Consider the following 18,971-nt stretch of genomic DNA (forward strand, 5'->3'; position numbering starts at 1 on the left):
GTGCGTATTGGGTCTTGCACTGCGACTACCCTATGAAATTAGTAAATATGGAACTGTAACCGGGTCATATCCACCGCTTGTCGAAGAGCATCCTTGCCTTCCACTCGGTGTAGGGGATCAGCTCGGCGGTCAAAACCGGATGCAGCCACCAGAAGTTGATCAGTGCGAGAAGTGCGAACGCGCCGACGGCCGCAGCCCCGAGCGTTCGCCTCAACGGTACAGCCCCGCCCGCAGTCTTCGCTGAGGGGCCTATCAGCAAACCCGCGCACAGCGTGATCGCCAGCACCATGAACGGCACCATCGGCACCGCGTAGAACAGGAACATCGTGCGGTTCTCGGTGATGGCGAAGTAGAACCAGGGCAGCCAGCCCATCGCGTAGGCCAGCAGCACCGCGCCGGCCCGCCAGTCACGCGTGGCGACGTACCAGGCGATCAGGCCGATCAGCGCGGCCAGCGCGCCGAACCAGATCACCGGGGTGCCCACGCCGAGCACGGCCTCGGAGCAGTCCTTGGCGCCACAGGAGGTCTGTTTGCCCTCGTAGAAGAAGGCGACCGGGCGCAGCAGCAGCGGCCACTGCCACGGATCCGACATGTACGGATGCGAGGTCGCCAGCCCGCTGTGGAAGGAGAAGACCTGCCACTGGTACTGGACCCACGACCGCATCGAGTCGAAGACGAAGTAGATCGGGCCCGACGAGGTGGCCTGGTCCCAGTTGCGGCCGTAGCCGGTCGCGGTGGCGAACCAGCCGAACCAGGTGGCCATGTACGTCACGAACGGGACCAGCGCGAAGGCGGCCAGACCGGTCGGCACGTCCTTGGCGAAGGCACCGGCATAGGGCTGACGCAGGCCGACGGCCCGCCGCGCGCCGAAGTCCCACAGCAGCGACATGACGGCGAAGGCCACCGCGAAGAACAGGCCCGACCACTTGACCGCCATGGCGGCCCCGAGGCAGACGCCCGCGGCGATCCGCCACGGCCGCAGCCCCAGCCAGGGCCCCTGCGGCGACAGCGGCGACGTCTCGTACCAGTCGACCAGCCGCTCGCGCGCCCGGTCGCGGTCGACCACCAGGCAGGCGAACCCGGCCAGCACCCAGAACATCAGGAAGATGTCCAGCAGCGCCGTACGCGACAGCACGAAGTGCAGCCCGTCGAGGGCGAGCAGGAGCCCGGCGAAGCAGCCGAGCAGGGTCGAGCGGGTCATCCGGCGGGCCACCCGGGCCAGGACCAGGATCGACAGCGTCCCGATGACCGCGGCGGCGAACCGCCAGCCGTAGGGGTTCATGCCGAACAGCCACTCGCCCGCGCCGATCATCCACTTGCCCAGCGGCGGGTGGACGACGTAGGAGGCGCACTTGTCGAGCGTCGCCTCGGTGCACTTCTGCCAGATGTCGGTGTTGCCGGCGATGAGCGCCTTGTCGGCGTCCTTGATCGTGACTCGTTCCACGAGCCACGTGATCAGCGAATAGCCGTCCTTGGCGTAATAGGTCTCGTCGAAGACCACGGCGTTGGGGTGGCCGAGCCCCATGAAGCGCAGCACCCCGCCGAAGAGGGTGACGAGCAGCGGCCCCAGCCAGCCCCACAACACGCTGCCGCGCATCGGCGGGACCAGGCGATCTCGGATGGATCGCGTCCCGGGACTGCTCTCGTCCGCTGCCGGTTGGCCATCCGACTGGCCAAAGGTTTGGTACGGGAAATCGGTCACCGCCATTCGGACATCGTACGGGCCTCAAGCCAGTGCTTACCCAGGAAACAGGGTCTTATCGGCATGCCCTGCCACAATGGCCGGGTGACAGTAGAGGGCAAGTTGGTGCTGGCAGGGGCCCCCATCGGACAGGCGGGTGACGTTTCGCCGCGGCTGCGCGAGGTGCTCGAGAAGGCGGACGTGGTGGCGGCGGAGGACACCAGACGGCTGCGGAGGCTGGCCAACGAGCTCGGCGTGGAGATCGGCGGGCGGGTGGTCTCCTACTACGACGCCAACGAGGCCGGACGCGCGGCGGAGCTCGTCGAGATCCTCAAGCAGGGGCAGACGGTGGTGGTCATCACCGACGCCGGCATGCCGGGCGTGTCGGACCCCGGATACCGCCTCACGCACCTGGCGGTCGAGGAGGGCATCACGGTCACCGCGCTGCCCGGCCCGAGCGCCGTCACCACCGCGCTGGCCGTCTCCGGCCTGGCGAGCGACCGGTTCTGCTTCGAGGGCTTCCCACCGCGCAAACCGGGCGAGCGTGGCCGCCGCCTGGCGGCGCTGGCCGCGGAGGAGCGCACGATGGTGTTCTTCGAGGCGCCCCACCGGCTCCAGAGCTCGCTGGAGGCGATGGCGGAGGCGTTCGGTCAGGAGCGCAGGGCCGCCGTCTGCCGCGAGCTCACCAAGACCTACGAGGAGGTACGGCGCGGCGGCCTGGGCGAGCTGGCCGCCTGGGCGGCGGCGGGCGTCAAGGGCGAGATCACCGTGGTCGTCGCCGGACACGTCATGGCCGACACCGAGCCCGACATCGAGTCGCTGGTCGCGGAGGTCGATCGCCGGGTGGCCGGCGGGGAGCAGCGCAAGGCGGCCGTCGCCGACGTGGCCAAGGAGGCCGGCCTGCCCAAGCGGGAGCTGTACGACGCGGTTCACAGGAGATCATCCACGCCATAGGGTGCACATCGTGAAGAATTGGGGGTCTTCCGCGCACAGGCTGGTCCCGCCGATGCAGGGCACCGCCCTGTGGGGATGGCTGGGCCCGATCGCGGTCGCCCTCTTCGGCGGGATACTCCGGTTCGTCAGGCTGAGCGAGCCGCGGGCCGTCGTCTTCGACGAGACGTACTACCTCAAGGACGCCTACTCGCTGCTCAGGTTCGGGGTGGAGCGGGTCACGGTCGGCGACAACAACAACCCGATAGCCGACCGCCGGCTGATGACCGGCAACCTGGACATCTTCAAGCACTGCCCCAACACGACGGACTGCGCCTCGTTCGTCGCCCATCCGCCGCTGGGCAAGTGGATGATCGGGCTGGGGGAGTGGCTGTTCGGGGTGAACCCGTTCGGCTGGCGGTTCGCCGCGGCGCTCGTCGGGACGCTGTCGATCCTGATCCTGGCCCGGGTGGCCCGCCGCATGACCCGCTCGACGCTGCTCGGCTGCCTGGGCGGGCTGCTGCTCTCGCTGGACGGGCTGCACCTGGTGCTGTCGCGTACGGCGCTGCTGGACATCTTCCTGATGTTCTGGGTGCTGGCCGGGTTCGCCTGCCTGGTGGCCGACCGCGACTGGTCACGGCGGCGGCTGGCCGACTGGTACGAAAGCTCGCCGCTCACCCCGACCGGGCCGCGGCTGGGCCTGCGGCCGTGGCGGCTGGCCGCCGGGCTCTGCCTGGGGGCGGCCTGCGCGGTGAAGTGGTCGGGGCTGTTCTTCCTCGTCGCGTTCGCGGTCATGAGCCTGCTGTGGGACATGGGGGCCAGGCGGGCCGTCGGGTTGCGCCGGCCGTACCAGGGGGTCTTCTCGCTGGACGCGCCGTCGTGGCTGGCCGCGCTCGGGCTGGTGCCCGCGCTGACCTTCGTGGCCTCGTGGACGGGGTGGTTCGTCACCGCGGGCGGCTACGGGCGCGACTGGGACCAGGCGACGTCGTCGGGGCCGTTGTTCTTCGTCGTCGACTCGGTGCGGTCGTGGCTGAAGTATCAGGTGCAGGTGCTCGGCTACCACACAGGCCTGCACGACTACCACCCGTACATGTCGGATCCGTGGACCTGGCCGATCCTGCTGCGGCCGGTCTCCTTCTTCTACCCGACGGACCTGCCGGGCTCGGCGTGCGGGGCCGACAAGTGCTCGCAGGCCGTGGTGGGGGCGGGCACGCCCGTGCTCTGGTACGCCGCCGCGCTGGCCCTGCTGGTCCTCGTCGCCTGGTACGTCGCCACGCGCGACTGGCGGGCCGGGGCGGTGCTGCTGGCCTACGCCGCCGGCTGGCTGCCGTGGTTCTACTACGCCATCGCCGACAAGCGGACGATGTACCTCTTCTACATGATCCCCGTGGTGCCGTTCATGGTGCTGGCGCTCGTCCTGGTCGCGGGGCTGGTGATCGGGAAGGAGAGCGCCGCACCCGCACGGCGGGCGGTGGGGGCCGCGGCCGTGGGGGCGTTCACGCTGATCGTGCTGATCAACTTCTGGTGGCTCTATCCGGTGCTGGTGGCCGAGACGCTCACGCAGGCACAGTGGTGGGCTCGGATGCTGACGCGGGCTTGGGTCGAGCGCGCACCCAAGTGACGCCGCGGCGCAGGGTGATCGCCGCCGCGATGCAGGCCAGAGGGACGGCCGGCAGAACGTAGCGGTAGTCGAACTCCGCCGTCGCGGCGGGCGCGAGCAGCAGCCCGAACGCGCCGAGCCAGGGCAGGATCACCGGCCCGCCGAACTTGCGCCAGCGGACCACCGTGCCGTACAGGCCGATCAGCATCACGCCGCCCAGCACGATGCCGGGCAGGTAGACCACCTGCTGATAGCCGCTCATGATCTGCGCCCAGGGCGCGACGATCCTCGTCTCGGGCGGGCCCTGCTCGTAGGTGTAGGCGTCGGTGTCGGTCCGGCCCTGGAAGGAGGGCCACTGGGGCAGGCGCTTGGGATTGCCGCTGTCATCCAGCTCGTAGAACGGGATGAAGCGATACATGTTGTACGTCTTCTCGTCCGGGAAGCGCGGCCGGCCCCAGTTGAAGGCGCGGAAGAAGTCGCGCGCGACCACCTTCAGATAGTCGCCGGGCTGCGAGACGATCGCCCGCGTGGCGAACGCGCTGGCGGCCTCGTTGGTGATGTCGGTGAACTTCTTGCCCGCGCCCCAGCGGTGCAGCACCTCGCCGGTGCCCTGGCCGTCGCCGTTGCCCTGGCCCCACAGGTACCACTGCGCGTAGTCCTTGCGCTGGCTCACCGGGTCGTTGATGCACAGCAGGAGCATCTGGAGCTCCCGGTATTTGTCGATGTGCATCTTGTTGCAGTCGGCGAAGATCGCCGTGCGCATGTAGAGGATGAGCCCGTCGCTGTTGGTCATCGCGAATTTGCCGAAGTTTGTGGAGAACCAACCCATGTAGGCCAGGACCGGAACCGCGCAGGCCATGATCACGGACACGATCGCCTTCCACCCGGTCCGCTTGATCAGCAGGTAGGCGACGACCAGGACGAGGATCGGCAGGCCGATCGAACGGGTCAAGGCGGTCAGCGCGAGCAGCAGCCCGACGACCACACCAAGCTTCCACGACATCCGCCTGTTCCACAGCACCATCGTGACCACGCCCACGACCAGCAGCGTGAACAGCGTGTCGGACATGACGAGCTGTTCGAGTTGGATCTGGTAGGCGTCGAACAGCACCGGGACGGCCGCGAGCGTCGCCCCCCATTTCGGCAGGCCGAATTTCCGGCGCAGCAACGCGTAGATGAGCGCGCCTGTGGCCAAGCCCATCAAATGCTGAGAAAGGGTTACCAAAGAGAAACTGTGGAACGGCTTGAGCAGCAGTAGCCAGAACCCGTAACCGTCGGGCCTGATGGGGTGTGGCCTGGGGTGCAGCGCGACGGAGACGTACTCGTAGGAGTCGTTGAACCACATCGCCGGGCCGTACCCGAGCATGGTCACGAGCCGCAGCACCCCGCCCAAGGCGAATGCGGCGGCGAACACCCGATGACGGTCGAGGAACGCCAGCGCGCGTGTCAGCCGACCAGGAGCGGAGGGGTCCACAGGGGTCTTCTCCGCAGCGCTCACCATGCTGTAAAGAATGCCAGTCGTTTTTAGGACTTGACCCGACCATCCTCGGGCACAGGGCATGATGGTGGGCTGGAAGAGCCTTAACTGAAGGGTTGAGACGTGGAACTGACGGTGGTCATGCCCTGCCTCAACGAGGCGGAGACCGTGGAAGTCTGTGTACGCAAGGCACTGGCGTGCATGGAAGAGCACGGCATCGAGGGCGAAGTCCTGATCGCCGACAACGGCAGCACGGACGGCTCGCAGCAGCTCGCCCGCGACGCCGGCGCTCGCGTCGTCCACGTCGATGAGAAGGGCTACGGCAACGCGCTCATGGGCGGCATCCGTGCCGCACGTGGCAAATACGTCATCATGGGCGACGCTGACGACTCCTACGACTTCACCTCGTTGCTCCCGTTCGTCGAGCAACTGCGCGACGGTGCCGATCTCGTGATGGGCAACCGGTTCAAGGGGGGCATCGCGCCTGGCGCCATGCCGCCGCTCCACCGCTACCTGGGCAACCCGGTGCTGTCGTTCATCGGCCGGCTGTTCTTCCCGTCGGCCATCGGCGACTTCCACTGCGGCCTGCGCGGCTTCAGGCGCGACTCGATCCTGCGGCTCCAGCTGCAGACCGGCGGCATGGAGTTCGCCTCCGAGATGGTGGTCCGCTCCACGCTGTCGGGCCTCGACGTGCGCGAGGTGCCCACGACGCTGTCGCCCGACGGCCGCTCCCGGCCGCCGCACCTGCGCTCCTGGCGTGACGGCTGGCGCCACCTGCGCTTCCTCATGCTGTACAGCCCCAAGTGGCTGTTCTTCTATCCCGGCATCCTGCTGATGATCATCGGCCTGGTCGCGGGCACGGCGCTGACGTTCGGCCCCGTCGAGATCGGCGAGCTGGCCTTCGACGTCGACACCCTGGTCGGGGCGTCGGCGGCGGTGGTGATCGGCTTCCAGGCCGCGCTGTTCGCGCTGTTCACCAAGGTCTACGCGGCCGAGGAGGGCTTCCTGCCCGAGTCGACCCGCGTACGCAAGCTCATCGACATCGTCACGCTGGAGAAGGGCCTGGTGGTCGGCGGGTTGCTGGCCGTGGCCGGTCTCGTCGGCCTGGTGATGTCGCTGTCGCACTGGCAGGTCCGCAGCTTCGGCTCGCTCGACCCGCGTGAGTCGCTGCGCATCGTCGTGCCGTCGGCCACGGCACTCATCATGAGTTTCCAGACCATCTTCGCGGCGCTGTTCATCAGCATCCTGGGCATCCGCCGCACCCGCGAGAGCTCGATAGACGTCGCCGCCAAGGTGGCCGAGGAGGCGGCCGAGGCCGTGTCCCGCGAGGAGTCCACGACGCGTTGATCATTCGCCTCGTGCCGGGATTCGGTACGAGGCGACCGCGGTCGCACCGTAGGCTTGGCCTATGTCCCAGCACATCTTGACCGCCGTAGCGTGGCCTTACGCTAACGGCCCTCGCCATATCGGGCACGTTTCCGGATTCGGCGTGCCGTCCGACGTCTTCAGCCGCTACCAGCGGATGGCGGGCAACAAGGTGCTGATGGTGTCCGGCACCGACGAGCACGGCACGCCCATTCAGGTGCAGGCCGACAAGGAGGGCGTCACCGCCCGCGAGCTCGCCGACCGCTACAACCGGGTGATCGCCGAGGACCTGACCGGCCTGGGGCTGTCCTACGACCTGTTCACCCGCACGACGACCAAGAACCACTACGCCGTCACGCAGGAGATCTTCAAGGGTCTCTACGACAACGGCTACATCTTCCCCAAGACCACGATGGGCGCGATCTCCCCGTCCACCGGGCGCACCCTGCCCGACCGCTACATCGAGGGCACCTGCCCCATCTGCGGCTACGACGGTGCCCGCGGCGACCAGTGCGACAACTGCGGCAACCAGCTCGACCCGATCCAGCTGATCCACCCCAAGAGCCGCATCAACGGCGAGACGCCGATCTTCGTCGAGACCGAGCACTTCATGCTCGACCTTCCGGCCTTCGCCGAGGTGCTCGGCTCCTACCTGCAGTCCAAGCAGGGCGAGTGGCGGCCCAACGTGCTCAAGTTCGCCCTCAACCTGCTCGGCGACCTGCAGCCGAGGGCGATCAGCCGCGACCTCGACTGGGGCGTGCCGATCCCGCTCGACGGCTGGCGCGACCAGCCCAACAAGCGGCTCTACGTCTGGTTCGACGCCGTCATCGGCTACCTCTCCGCCTCCATCGAGTGGGCCAGACGCTCCGGCGACCCCGACGCGTGGCGCCAGTGGTGGCAGAATCCCGACGCCCGTGGCTACTACTTCATGGGCAAGGACAACATCGTCTTCCACGCCGAGATCTGGCCCGCGATGCTGCTCGGCTACAGCGGCCAGGGCGGCAGGGGCGGCTCCCCGGGGTCGCTGGGCGCGCTCAACGTGCCGTCCGAGGTGGTCTCCAGCGAGTTCCTGACCATGGAGGGCAAGAAGTTCTCCTCCTCCCGGCAGGTCGTCATCTACGTCCGCGACTTCCTGGCCCGCTACGACGCCGACGCGCTGCGCTACTACATCTCCGTGGCCGGTCCGGAAAACCAGGACACCGACTTCACCTGGCAGGAGTTCGTCAACCGCAACAACGGCGAGCTCGTCGCGGCCTGGGGCAACCTGGTCAACCGGTCGATCTCCATGGCGGCCAAGAACTTCGGCGCGATTCCCGAGGCCGGTGAGCTGACCGACGCCGACCGGGCGCTGCTGGAGCGCTCGCGCAACGCCTTCGGGCCGGTGGGCGCCGAGCTCAACCGGTCACGGTTCAAGAACGCCATCACCGAGGCGTTCGACGTGGTCCGCGACGCCAACCGCTACCTGGCCGAGCAGGAGCCGTGGAAGCTCAAGGACGACACGGAGCGGCAGAAGTCGATCCTGCACGTCGCCCTCCAGGTGGTCGACGACGCCAAGACGATGCTCACGCCGTTCCTGCCCGGCTCGTCCAACAAGGTGCACGCGATGCTCGGCGGCGAGGGCGTCTGGTCCGGCATGCCGGAGATGCACGACGTCGACGAGGACGGTGGCACCCCCTACCCGGTGATCACCGGCGACTACCAGGGTGCGGCCCAGTGGGAGCACCGGCAGATCAAGCCCGGCACCCCGCTCGCGCCGCCCGTGCCGCTGTTCAAGAAGCTCGACCCGAAGGTCGTGGACGAGGAGCTGGCCCGGCTGGCCGACTGAGCTCATTTCGTTGAGGCTCATAGTCCTTGAGCCTGATGGCGGCGGCCGTCTTCCGCGCGGACCGCGCCATCAGGCCTTTCCACGGCAGGTACGGCATCAGCTTGTAGTTCTGGTTCATGAACCAGAGCATGAACTTGTTCTCCGGCACCATGAACTTGCTGACGCCCTCGCCCATCTTCTGGCAGGCGAGCACGTAGTCACGCATGGCCGCCTCGTACCCGGCGAAGGCGGTCCGGTGGTCGCCGGTTGCCGCCAGCTCGCCCGCCAGCACGTACGCGCCCACGATGGCCAGCCCGGTGCCCATGCCCGACAGCGGCGAGGGGCACCAGGCGGCATCGCCGAGCAGCACGACCCGGCCGTGTGACCAGCGGTCCATCCGCACCTGGGCGATGGCGTCGAAGTAGAAGTCGCCGGCCCGCCGGCTGTCGCGCAGCAGCCGGGGAGCCTCCCAGCCGACGCCCGCCATCGCCTGCTCCAGCAGGTCCTGCTGGCGGCGGGTGTCGCGGCGGTCATAGGTCAGCTCCGGCGAGCCGAACCAGAACATGGCCTTGGCCTCGGTGTTCTGCCTGGCGCTGTAGAGGGCGACCATCCTGCCCGGTGTGCCGTAGGCCTGGCCGCTGTAGTCGAGGCCGAGGTAGTTCTCCGTCGTGAAGATCGCGCAGTACAGGCCCAGGTACGACAGGAACTGCCGTTCCGGGCCGAAGGCCAGCTCACGCACCTTCGAGTGCAGGCCGTCGGCACCGACCACCAGGTCGAAGCGCCTGCTCGGCCCCCGCTCGAACGTGACCGTGACCCCGTCGGCGTCCTCGTCGAGCGCGGCGATGGAGTCGTCGAAGATGTACTCGGTGTGGTCCCTGGTGAGGTCGTAGAGGATCTCGGCGAGGTCGCCGCGCAGGATCTCGACGTCACCGGCGAACAGGTCGGCCGGCAGGGCGCTCAGCTTCTTGCCTGCCTCGTTGACGTTCCACATGGCGCCCATGTGGGTCTGCCGTCGCTGAATTTCCTGGAATATGCCCATCTTGCGGAGCACATTGAGGTGGACGTCGCCGCGGAAGTCGACCGAGTAGCCGCCGTCACGCAGGGCGGGCGCCCGTTCGACGATCGTGGTGGAGTGTCCGGAGCGGTTGAGCCAGTAGGCCAGGGCGGGACCGGCGACGCTGGCGCCGGAGAGCAGAATGTCCATGTGGCCGAGCTTCGCGGGGCGCGCTCACCGCGGTCTCACCCCGAGCTCACCGGGCAGGATGGCGATCAGGCGCAGCGGTGAGGAGGCGATCGCCGCATCGGACACACCGGCCAGGTGGGCCGCCTGGAAGTGGGTGAGCGCCGAGCCTTCGTTCCAGGCCCGTTCGTACGCCTCATCGCCCAGGACGGCCCGCACCTGGGCGGAGACGTCCGCGGCTACGGGCGTATCGAGCCGGATCCCGCTGAGCACCGCGGTGGCGGCCCCCAGCAGCTTGGCGGAAAGCAGAGCACCGCCCTCTTCGAGGAGCGCGAGCCGGGCGAGTGACTCGAACGCCCGGGCGCACTCCGGCATCGCGCCCGTCGCCAGCGCGGCCTCGATCGCCCGCCGGTGCCAGGCCGCGGCCGCGAGGAGATCGCCGTCGGCCGCCGCGAGCCGTCCCAGGCCGACCAGGAGCCGGATCCTGCTGCCCGTGGTCCTGAGCCATCGGGGATCCGACCGCCGCAGCGCCTCCTCGTACAGCTCCCGCGCCCTGACCAGGTCGCCCTCCTCCAGGGCCACGTCGCCGAGCCCGCGCAGCGCCGACGCCACGTTCGTCGGCACGCCCACACGCCGGGCCAGTTCGGCGGCCCGCTCGTAGTCGGCCCTGGCGGCGGCTGGGTCGGCACGCAGGTGGTGATCGCCCCGGTTGCACAGCAGATCGGCCAGGTCCTCGGTCGCGTCCAGCTCCTCGGCCAGCACGATCGCCTCGTCGGTGCGGGCCAGCGCGGTGGCCCGGTCGCCATGGATGCCGGCCAGCCAGGCCAGCGCGTCGAGCGAGATCATCGACCCCCACCGGTCGCCGAGCGCGCGCAGGGCGTCGAGCGCCGAGACCAGGTCGGCCTGTGCCTGGGCGTACTCACCGCGAGCCATCAGCGAATAGGCCCACATCATCCGGGCCATGGCGCGTTCCCACAGGTCGGGACTCGTCGTGGCCCTGGCCAGTACCGCGAGAGTCGGCTCGGGGGCGTGCATGGCCGCCGTGATCATCGGCCACAGGAACGTGAGAACCGGGTATTCCCGCGTCCCCTCGCCGGCCGACACGATCGCGTCGGCCACGGCGGAGTGGCGGGCCCACAGCTCGCCGGTCGCCTCGCCGCCGGCGACGGTCAGCAGGCAGAGCACGTACGCGTCGCCGAGCTCCGGATCCGGCGCCGGCCCGGCCGCCGCCAGCAGGGCGACGGCCGAGGCCCTGGTGCTGCCGCGCATCCCGCGCATCCACAGGTAGGCGGACTGCGCCGCCAGCAGCCGCATGCCGAGCCGCACCTCGCCCGCCTCGGCCGCCCAGCGCAGGGCCGTACGGAGGTTGTCGTGCTCGGCGGACAGCGACTCCAGCCAGTCGAGCTGCTCGGCCGCGCGCAGGTGTGGGTCGGCCTTCTGCGCCAGGCCGAGGAAGTACGTCGCATGCGCCCGCCGTACGGAGGTCTCGTCGGGGAGCTGCTCGGCGCAGAAGGCGCGGATGGTCTCCAGCATGCGGTAGCGGCCGGCGGCCACGTTCAGCAGCGACTTGTCGGCCAGCGAGTCGAGTAGCTCCTCGGCGTCGGGCAGGCCGCACACCTCGGCGGCGGCCGTCGCGGTGGCGCCGCCGGAGAACACCGTGAGGCGGGCGGCCATCGCGCGTTCGGGCTCGGTCAGCAACTCCCAGCTCCACGCGACGACCGCGCGGAGCGTCTGGTGCCGTGCGTCGGCGGTACGGCTGCCGCGGGACAGCAGCCGGAAGCGGTCGGTGCCGGCGAGGCGTTCGGCCAGCTCGGGGGCCTCGTGCGTACGCATGCGGGCGGCGGCCAGCTCGATCGCCAGCGGCAGGCCGTCCAGCGCGGAACAGATCCGCTCGACCGTCTCGTCCGGCGTGAAACCCGGGCGGACCGCCGCTGCCCGGTCGGTGAAGAGACGGACGGCGTCGGGGGTGGCGAGCGGGCGTACCGGCCAGAGGTGCTCGGCCGTGATGCCGAGCGGCTCGCGGCTGGTCGCCAGGATGCGCAGCTGAGGGCAGGCGGCGAGCAACCGCTCCGCGAAGGCGGCGACGTCCTCGATCAGGTGCTCGCAGTTGTCGAGCACGAGCAGCAGCGAGCGCTCGGCCAGCGCGGCGATCAACCGCGAGAGGGCCGCAGGGTCGGCCGAGCCCGCGTCCTGGCCGACCAAGGGCTCGGTCGGACCGCCCAGCAGGCCGCCCTCACGCACGCCCAGCGCGCCGAGCACCGCCTGCGGCAGCCCGGCGCCCTCGTTCAGAGAGGCCAGCTCCGCCATACAGGCGTCGGGACGCTGCCCTGCGACCTCGACCGCCAGCCGCGTCTTACCCGCGCCACCCGGGCCCAGCAGCGTCACCAGCCGGGCCGAGTCGAGCAGCGCGCCGACCGCGGCCAGATCGTAGTCCCGGCCGACCAGGGTGGTGAGCCGGACCGGCATCCCCGACCCACCGGACGCGACTGCGATCTGTCCGGTGGTGGCTGGGGTGGCTGGGGTTGGTTCGGCGGTGGCCAAGACCGTTGCGGTCGGTCCGGCAGGTCCAGGGGTGGTCGCCGCGGGCGGGGTCCGCGCGGTGGGTCCGACAGGGGCGGGCCCGGGCGCGATGGTGGGCCGTGGTGTCAGGCGGGCCAGTTCGCCGCGTAGCAGGGTCTGGTGCAGGTCGGACAGGTCAGGTGAGGGGTCGGTGCCCAGCTCGTCGGCCAGGAGCCGCCTGGTCTGCTCGTAGACGACCAGCGCCTCGGCCTGGCGGCCGTCCGCGCTCAGGGCCCGCATGAGCTGGCCGCGCAGCCGCTCGCGCAGCGGGTGGCGTTCGATCAGCTCGCCGAGCTCCGGGATCGTCACCCGGTGGGCGCCGCGCCGCAGGTCGGCCTCGATCCGGTCCTCCTGGGCGGCCACATGCCGCTCTTCGAGGGGTACGGCATGAGCCGGGTCGAGATCGGCGAGCGCGGTGCCACGCCACAGGGACAGAGCCTCGCCCAGCAACGCGGCGGCCCGGTCCGGGTCGGCGTCGAGAGCCTGCCGCCCGGCCTCGGCCAGCCGCAGGAACCGGTGCGCGTCGACATCACCGGGATCGACGGCCAGCCGGTAGCCCGTGGCCGCCCGCTCGACCATGATGCCGTCACCGCGCAGCCTCGACACCTGGGAGTGCAGGGCGTGCTGGGCGTTCTTGGGCGGCTGCTCGCCGTACAGGACATCGATGAGCCGGTCGTAGGTGACGACCTCGCCGGGCCGGATGAGCAGGAGCGCCAGCAGAGCTCGCCGGGCCCGGCCGCCGAGTGGCACCTCGCCGCCGTCCGCGCGCCAGGCACGGGTGCTGCCGAGGATGCCGAAGCGCATGGAGGTTACTTTAGAGGGCGTGAGCAAGATTCCCAGCCCGCCGGAGCCGCTGTCCGCGCCGGTGTTCGACAGCCACTGCCATCTCGACATCATGGTCGGAAACCGGCAGGCGTCCTCAGGCGATCCGGTGGCGCAGGCGGCACAGGCGGCGTCGGCGAGCGTACGGAGCATCCTCGACGACTCGCGTGCCGTCGGTGTGACCCGGCTCGTCACGATCGGCTACGACCTGCCGTCCTCCCGGTGGAACGCCGAGGCGGCGGCGGAGCACGAGGGGATCTACGCCGGCGTCGCGATCCATCCCAACGAGGCGCACGCGGCCACGCCCGAGACGCTCGCCGAGATCGAGGCGCTGGCCGGGCGCGAGGAGGTGCGGGCGGTGGGGGAGACCGGGCTGGACTACTACCGCGACTGGGCGACCAAGGACGACCAGCACGCGAGCTTCCGGGCGCACATCGAGATCGCCAAGCGTACCGGCAAGGCACTGGTCATCCACGACCGTGACGCGCACGACGACGTGCTGAAGGTGCTGGCCGCCGAGGGCGCGCCGCCGGTGGTGGTGTTCCACAGCTACTCAGGCGACTCCGAAATGGCGAAAAAGTGCGCCGAAGCCGGATATTTCATGTCTTTTTCTGGGCCGGTGACCTACAAGAACGCCTCCTACCTGCGGGAGGCGGCCCAGGTCGCGCCGATGGAGCTCATGCTGGTCGAGACCGACGCTCCCTACCTGCCGCCCGTGCCGTACCGGGGCAAGCCCAACGCGCCCTACCTCATCCCGCTCACCCTGCGCTGCCTGGCGGAGGTCAAGGGAGTCCATCCGGACGAGCTGTGCGAGGCCATCAGCGTCAACGGAGTCACGGTCTTCGGAGAGTGGTGACCATCTTTCCGTGAACCGGTGGAGGCCACGGCGCGGGCGCCACTAGCGTCGTGCCGCCCGAAGCCGCTACCGGAGGTCGACCGTGCGAGGAAAGAGGCGCGCCCCACGCCCTCGGATTGCCTGGCGCTCGCCGTGGACACCGGTGTTCTGCCTGCTCGCGGTCGTGGCCGTGGGCGGGATCATGACCGTCGCGAGGCTGGTCAAGAGCGTGGTGCTGGTCGTCGACGGCAAGCAGATCGCGCTGCGCAGCTTCGCCGGCTCGGTGCGGGAAGTCCTCGGCGAGGCCGGGGTGCCGGTGGGGTCCGGCGACTCCGTACGACCGGCCGGGCAGGAGCGGCTCGTCGACGGGACGTGGATCGAGGTACGCCACGCCCGTCCCATCACCCTGACCGTCGACGGGCGCACCACCCAGCACCTGGTGACCGCCACGAACGTCGGCGACGCGCTGGCCGAGCTCGACATCAGCCCCGCCGGCGGCAGACTGTCGCTCCCGCCGGGCCGGAACGTGCCGCTGTCCGGCATCTCGCTGTCGATGTACACGCGGCGTGAGGTGTACGTCGAGACGGGCGGCGTCCGGACGGCGACCACGACCACCGCCCGTACCGTCCGCGAGGTGCTCAGGCAGCGCCGCGTCCCGCTGCACCGCGGCTACCGGGTACGCCCGCCGCTCGACAGCTTCCCGGCTCAGGGGGCCGTCATCAGGGTCAGCCCGCCCCCGCCGCCGCACACCGTGGTCGTCCCGGCGGCCGTGGCGGGGCTCAACTGGACGGCGCTGGCCCTGTGCATGTCGAACGGTAATCCGCTGGCGGTCAATCCCGCCGGGCCCTACTACGGAATGTACGGATTCAGCCTGCCCATGTGGGCGGCCGTCGGCGGCACCGGCCTGCCGCACACCTGGCCGGCGGAGGAGCAGACCTACCGGGCGCAGCTCCTCTACCAGCTGGTCGACGGCCGGTGGCAGGGCCAGTGGCGGGAGTGCGGATCACGGCTTTTCGGCTAGCCGCCTGCCAGCCTGCAACAGGCTCACAACAAGGTGTCGGCCCCTCGCGCCCGATGCCCCAACAGCCTCATGAGACGGAATAAGCTCGTTCGAGAGGTCGGGCCGGCGCCGAGGTAAGGGGAACGGGTGAGCGAGTCTTTCGTGCATCTGCACGTGCACACCGAATACAGCATGCTTGACGGCGCGGCCAAGATGAAGCCGCTGTTCAAGGAAGCCGAGCGGCTCCAGATGCCCGCCATCGCGATGTCCGACCACGGCAACATGTTCGGTGCGTACGAGTTCCAGAAGGTGGCGAAGGGCAGCCCGGTCAAGCCGATCGTCGGCATCGAGGCGTACGTGGCCCCCGAGAACCGGTTCGTGAAGAAGCCGGTCTTCTGGGGACAGCGCGCCGAGACCGGCGTGGCGGACGGTGAGGGCGGCAAGGACGTCTCCGGCGGCGGCCGGTTCACCCATATGACCATGTGGGCCAAGAACGCGGACGGGCTGCGCAACCTGTTCCGGCTGTCCTCCTTGGCGTCGTTCGAGGGCTACTACTCCAAGCCCCGCATGGACCAGGACCTGATCTCCAAGCACGCGAACGGGATCATCGCCACCACCGGCTGCCCGTCCGGCGCGGTGCAGACCCGGATCCGGCTCGGCCAGTACGACGAGGCGGTCAGAGTCGCCGGCGAGTACCAAGAGATCTTCGGCAAGGAAAACTACTTCCTGGAGCTGATGGACCACGGCATCAGCATCGAGCGGGAAGTCCGCGCCGACCTGCTCCGGCTGGCCAAGCAGCTCAACATCCCGCTCCTGGTCACCAACGACTCCCACTACGTGACGGAGGACCAGGCCGACGCGCACGACAGCCTCCTGTGCGTCGGCGTGGGCAAGAACAAGGACGACCCCAACCGTTTCCGGTTCAACGGCTCGGGCTACTACCTCAAGACCGCTGACGAGATGCGCAAGCTGTTCACCGACCTGCCGGAAGCGTGTGACAACACGCTGCTCGTGGCCGAGATGGTGGGCGACTACGGCGACGTGTTCCAGCACATCGACCGGATGCCGCAGTTCCCCGACGTGCCCGAGGGGGAGACGCAGGAATCCTGGCTGCGCCAGGAAGTCGAGCGCGGCCTGGAGCTGCGCTACGGCACACCCATCCCCGCCGAGGTGATGGAGCGGTATGAGACCGAGATGAAGGTCATCGGTCCCATGGGGTTCTCCTCCTACTTCCTCGTGGTCGCCGACATCTGCAAGTACGCCAGGGACAACGGCATCGCCGTGGGCCCGGGCCGAGGCAGCGCCACCGGCTCGATCGTCGCCTACGCCACCCGCATCACCGAGCTCGACCCGCTGGAGCACGGCCTGCTGTTCGAGCGCTTCCTCAACCCCGAGCGCATCAACCCGCCGGACGTCGACCTCGACTTCGACGACCGCCAGCGGGACCGGATGGTCCACTATGTGACGCAGAAGTACGGCAGCGAAGCGACCGCCCAGGTCAACACGTTCGGCACGATCAAGGCCAAGGCCGCCGTCAAGGACGCGAGCCGGATTCTCGGCTACCCGTTCGCCATGGGCGACAAGATCACCAAGGCGATGCCGCCGGACGTCATGGGCAAGGGCGTCCCGCTCGCCGACATCTTCAACGAGGACCACCCCCGCTACAACGAGGGCGGCGAGCTCCGCGCTCTGTACGAGAACGACGCGGACGTACGCAAGGTCATCGACACCGGCCGCGGCATCGAGGGCCTGATCCGCGGCACCGGTGTGCACGCCGCGGCGGTCATCCTGTCCTCGGAGCCCCTGCTGGACCTGATCCCCATGCACATGCGGGACAAGGACGGCGTGATCATCACCGGGTTCGACTACCCGTCCTGTGAAGACATGGGCCTGGTCAAGATGGACTTCCTGGGGCTGCGGAACCTGGGCATCATCGACCACGCCATCAAGATCATCGAGCAGAACCGGGGCGTCAAACTCGACACCCTGACCCTTCCGCTCGACGATGTGCAGACGTACAAGCTGCTGGCCCGCGGCGACACCCTGGGCGTGTTCCAGCTCGACGGCGGCCCGATGCGGCAGCTACTGAAGCTGATGGAGCCGAGCCGATTCGAGGACATCGCCGCCGTGCTCGCCCTCTACCGGCCGGGCCCGATGGCGGCCAACGCGCACACCAACTACGCCCACCGCAAGAACGCCCGCCAGGACATCGACCCCATCCACCCCGAGCTGAAGGAAGCGCTCGAACCGATCCTCGGTCCGACCTTCCACCTGCTCGTCTACCAAGAGCAGATCATGGCCGTCGCCCGCGAGCTGGCCGGCTACACCCTGGGCGGCGCCGACCTGCTGCGCCGCGCCATGGGCAAGAAGAAGAAAGAGATCCTGGACGCCGAGTTCGCCAACTTCCAGAAGGGCATGCACGGCAACGGCTACAGCGCCGAGGCCACCCAGGCGCTGTGGGACGTCATGCTGCCGTTCTCCGGATACGCCTTCAACAAGTCCCACACCGCCGGCTACGGCCTCGTCGCCTACTGGACCGCCTACCTCAAGGCCAACTACCCCGCCGAGTACATGGCCGCCCTGCTGACCTCCGTGGGCGACGACAAGGACAAGGCCGCCGTCTATCTGGCCGAGTGCCGCAAGATGGGCATCCAGGTGCTCGCCCCGGACGTGAACGACTCCCAGCTCGACTTCGTCGCGGTCGGCGACGACAAGGTCAGATTCGGTCTGGGCGCGGTCCGCAACGTCGGTGAGAACGTCGTCGAAGGCATCGTGAAAGCCCGCACCGAGAAGGGCCTCTACGACAACTTCAACGACTTCCTCGGCAAGGTGCCGTTGACGGTCTGCAACAAGCGGGTCATCGAATCACTGATCAAGGCGGGCGCCTTCGACTCGCTCGACCACCAGCGCAAGGCGCTGCTCATGGTGCACGAGCCGGCGGTCGATTCGGTCATCGACATCAAGAAGAACGAGGCCCACGGCCAGGACTCGCTGTTCGGTGGGCCGAGCGACGATGCGGGCACGGCGGCGTTCTCCGTACAGATTCCCGACATGGAGTGGGACAAGAAGACGCGACTGGACTTCGAGCGGGAGATGCTCGGCCTGTACGTGTCGGATCACCCCTTGGCGGGCACGGAGCGGCTCCTGGCCCGCCACCGGGACACCACCATCGCCGAACTCCTCGAAAGCGGCCGTGACGACCGCGGGGACGTCCGGGTGTGCGGCCTGATCACCAAGGTCGACAAGCGGGTCAACAAGGCCGGCAACGTGTGGGCGATCGTCACCGTCGAGGACATGGACGCGGCCATCGAGTGCCTGTTCTTCCCCAGGAGCTATGAGCTGTACGCGCCGGAGCTGCGCGGAGATGCCGTGGTGTCGGTCGGCGGCAAGGTCAACAACCGTGACGGCGCCATCAGCATCTTCGCGGAAGACCTCACTCCACTCGACGTGTCCGGCATCACCAGCGATTCCGGGCATCCCATCACCATCCAGGTGCGCGAGGAACGTCTCACGCAGCAAGCCGTGGAAGAGCTCCGTAACGTGCTGAAGCTGCACCAGGGCAACGTGCCGCTGCGGATCAATGTGCAGCGGCTGACCGGGAAGATCATGGTGTGTGCTGTGCCGGAGTTCTCCGTCAATGCCGAACCCAGCTTCGCCGCGGACGTCAAGCAGTTGTTCGGCCCGGAAGCGATCATGATGTAAGTCCGCGGCCCCGGCG

General features: G+C 69.0%; 11 protein-coding genes. 7 read left to right on the forward strand and 4 right to left on the reverse strand.

Annotated elements, in window-relative coordinates:
• Positions 1–64: 64 nt before the first annotated feature.
• Positions 65–1,597, reverse strand: coding sequence for a dolichyl-phosphate-mannose--protein mannosyltransferase (locus KME78_RS36495; protein WP_246652695.1), 1,533 nt, complete (start codon positions 1,595–1,597; stop codon positions 65–67).
• Between the two features lie 189 nt (positions 1,598–1,786).
• On the opposite strand from KME78_RS36495, the gene rsmI reads away from it, so the two are divergent.
• Together rsmI and KME78_RS36505 are read left to right on the forward strand one after the other, a co-directional pair.
• Positions 1,787–2,635: a 16S rRNA (cytidine(1402)-2'-O)-methyltransferase gene (rsmI, locus tag KME78_RS36500; RefSeq protein WP_308127269.1), complete on the forward strand. Its 849-nt coding sequence runs from the start codon at positions 1,787–1,789 to the stop codon at positions 2,633–2,635.
• Between the two features lie 10 nt (positions 2,636–2,645).
• Complete coding sequence (locus tag KME78_RS36505) at positions 2,646–4,232, forward strand: dolichyl-phosphate-mannose--protein mannosyltransferase (protein ID WP_308127270.1); 1,587 nt, start codon at positions 2,646–2,648, stop codon at positions 4,230–4,232.
• On the opposite strand, the gene KME78_RS36510 is transcribed toward KME78_RS36505, so the two are convergent.
• Positions 4,168–5,712: a hypothetical protein gene (locus KME78_RS36510; RefSeq protein WP_246652696.1), complete on the reverse strand. Its 1,545-nt coding sequence runs from the start codon at positions 5,710–5,712 to the stop codon at positions 4,168–4,170. The genes KME78_RS36505 and KME78_RS36510 overlap by 65 nt on opposite strands.
• Positions 5,713–5,811: 99 nt before the next feature.
• Here KME78_RS36510 and KME78_RS36515 point away from each other — a divergent pair, with 99 nt between their 5' ends.
• The gene (locus tag KME78_RS36515; protein WP_219534008.1) at positions 5,812–7,035 is read left to right on the forward strand and encodes a glycosyltransferase family 2 protein; all 1,224 of its coding nucleotides are present in this window, start codon (positions 5,812–5,814) and stop codon (positions 7,033–7,035) included.
• A 61-nt stretch (positions 7,036–7,096) separates the two neighbouring features.
• Complete coding sequence (gene metG / locus KME78_RS36520) at positions 7,097–8,878, forward strand: methionine--tRNA ligase (RefSeq protein ID WP_219534009.1); 1,782 nt, start codon at positions 7,097–7,099, stop codon at positions 8,876–8,878.
• Here the strand turns inward: metG and KME78_RS36525 are convergent.
• Both KME78_RS36525 and KME78_RS36530 read right to left on the reverse strand, forming a co-directional pair.
• Entirely contained in the window at positions 8,823–10,061 is a 1,239-nt protein-coding gene (locus KME78_RS36525) for an FAD-dependent monooxygenase (protein ID WP_219534010.1), read from the reverse strand. The two genes, metG and KME78_RS36525, sit on opposite strands and share 56 nt — an antisense overlap.
• Positions 10,062–10,085: 24 nt before the next feature.
• Positions 10,086–13,400 (reverse strand): AfsR/SARP family transcriptional regulator, encoded by a 3,315-nt coding sequence (locus KME78_RS36530; protein WP_219534011.1) that lies wholly within the window; start codon positions 13,398–13,400, stop codon positions 10,086–10,088.
• Between KME78_RS36530 and KME78_RS36535 the strand changes: the two genes are divergently transcribed.
• The 3 genes from KME78_RS36535 to dnaE all read left to right on the forward strand — a co-directional run bounded on the left by KME78_RS36535 (position 13,399) and on the right by dnaE (position 18,955).
• Complete coding sequence (locus KME78_RS36535; protein WP_219534012.1) at positions 13,399–14,274, forward strand: TatD family hydrolase; 876 nt, start codon at positions 13,399–13,401, stop codon at positions 14,272–14,274. The genes KME78_RS36530 and KME78_RS36535 overlap by 2 nt on opposite strands.
• A gap of 142 nt (positions 14,275–14,416) precedes the next feature.
• Positions 14,417–15,274, forward strand: a complete 858-nt coding sequence (locus KME78_RS36540; protein ID WP_219534013.1) for a resuscitation-promoting factor — start codon at positions 14,417–14,419, stop codon at positions 15,272–15,274.
• A 126-nt stretch (positions 15,275–15,400) separates the two neighbouring features.
• A complete protein-coding gene (gene dnaE, locus KME78_RS36545; RefSeq protein ID WP_219534015.1) occupies positions 15,401–18,955 on the forward strand; it encodes a DNA polymerase III subunit alpha in 3,555 nt (1,184 codons plus the stop codon).
• Positions 18,956–18,971: the final 16 nt, after the last annotated feature.

The sequence above is a fragment of the Nonomuraea guangzhouensis genome (genome assembly GCF_019396345.1).
Taxonomy (GTDB): domain Bacteria; phylum Actinomycetota; class Actinomycetes; order Streptosporangiales; family Streptosporangiaceae; genus Nonomuraea; species Nonomuraea guangzhouensis.

Coding starts and splice junctions, on each gene's coding strand:
- KME78_RS36495 (WP_246652695.1), bottom strand. CDS start 1,597: ATGCGCGGCAGCGTGTTGTGGGGCTGGCTGGGGCCGCTGCTCGTCACC.
- KME78_RS36510 (WP_246652696.1), bottom strand. CDS start 5,712: ATGGTGAGCGCTGCGGAGAAGACCCCTGTGGACCCCTCCGCTCCTGGT.
- metG (WP_219534009.1), top strand. CDS start 7,097: ATGTCCCAGCACATCTTGACCGCCGTAGCGTGGCCTTACGCTAACGGC.
- KME78_RS36525 (WP_219534010.1), bottom strand. CDS start 10,061: ATGGACATTCTGCTCTCCGGCGCCAGCGTCGCCGGTCCCGCCCTGGCC.
- KME78_RS36535 (WP_219534012.1), top strand. CDS start 13,399: ATGGAGGTTACTTTAGAGGGCGTGAGCAAGATTCCCAGCCCGCCGGAG.
- KME78_RS36530 (WP_219534011.1), bottom strand. CDS start 13,400: ATGCGCTTCGGCATCCTCGGCAGCACCCGTGCCTGGCGCGCGGACGGC.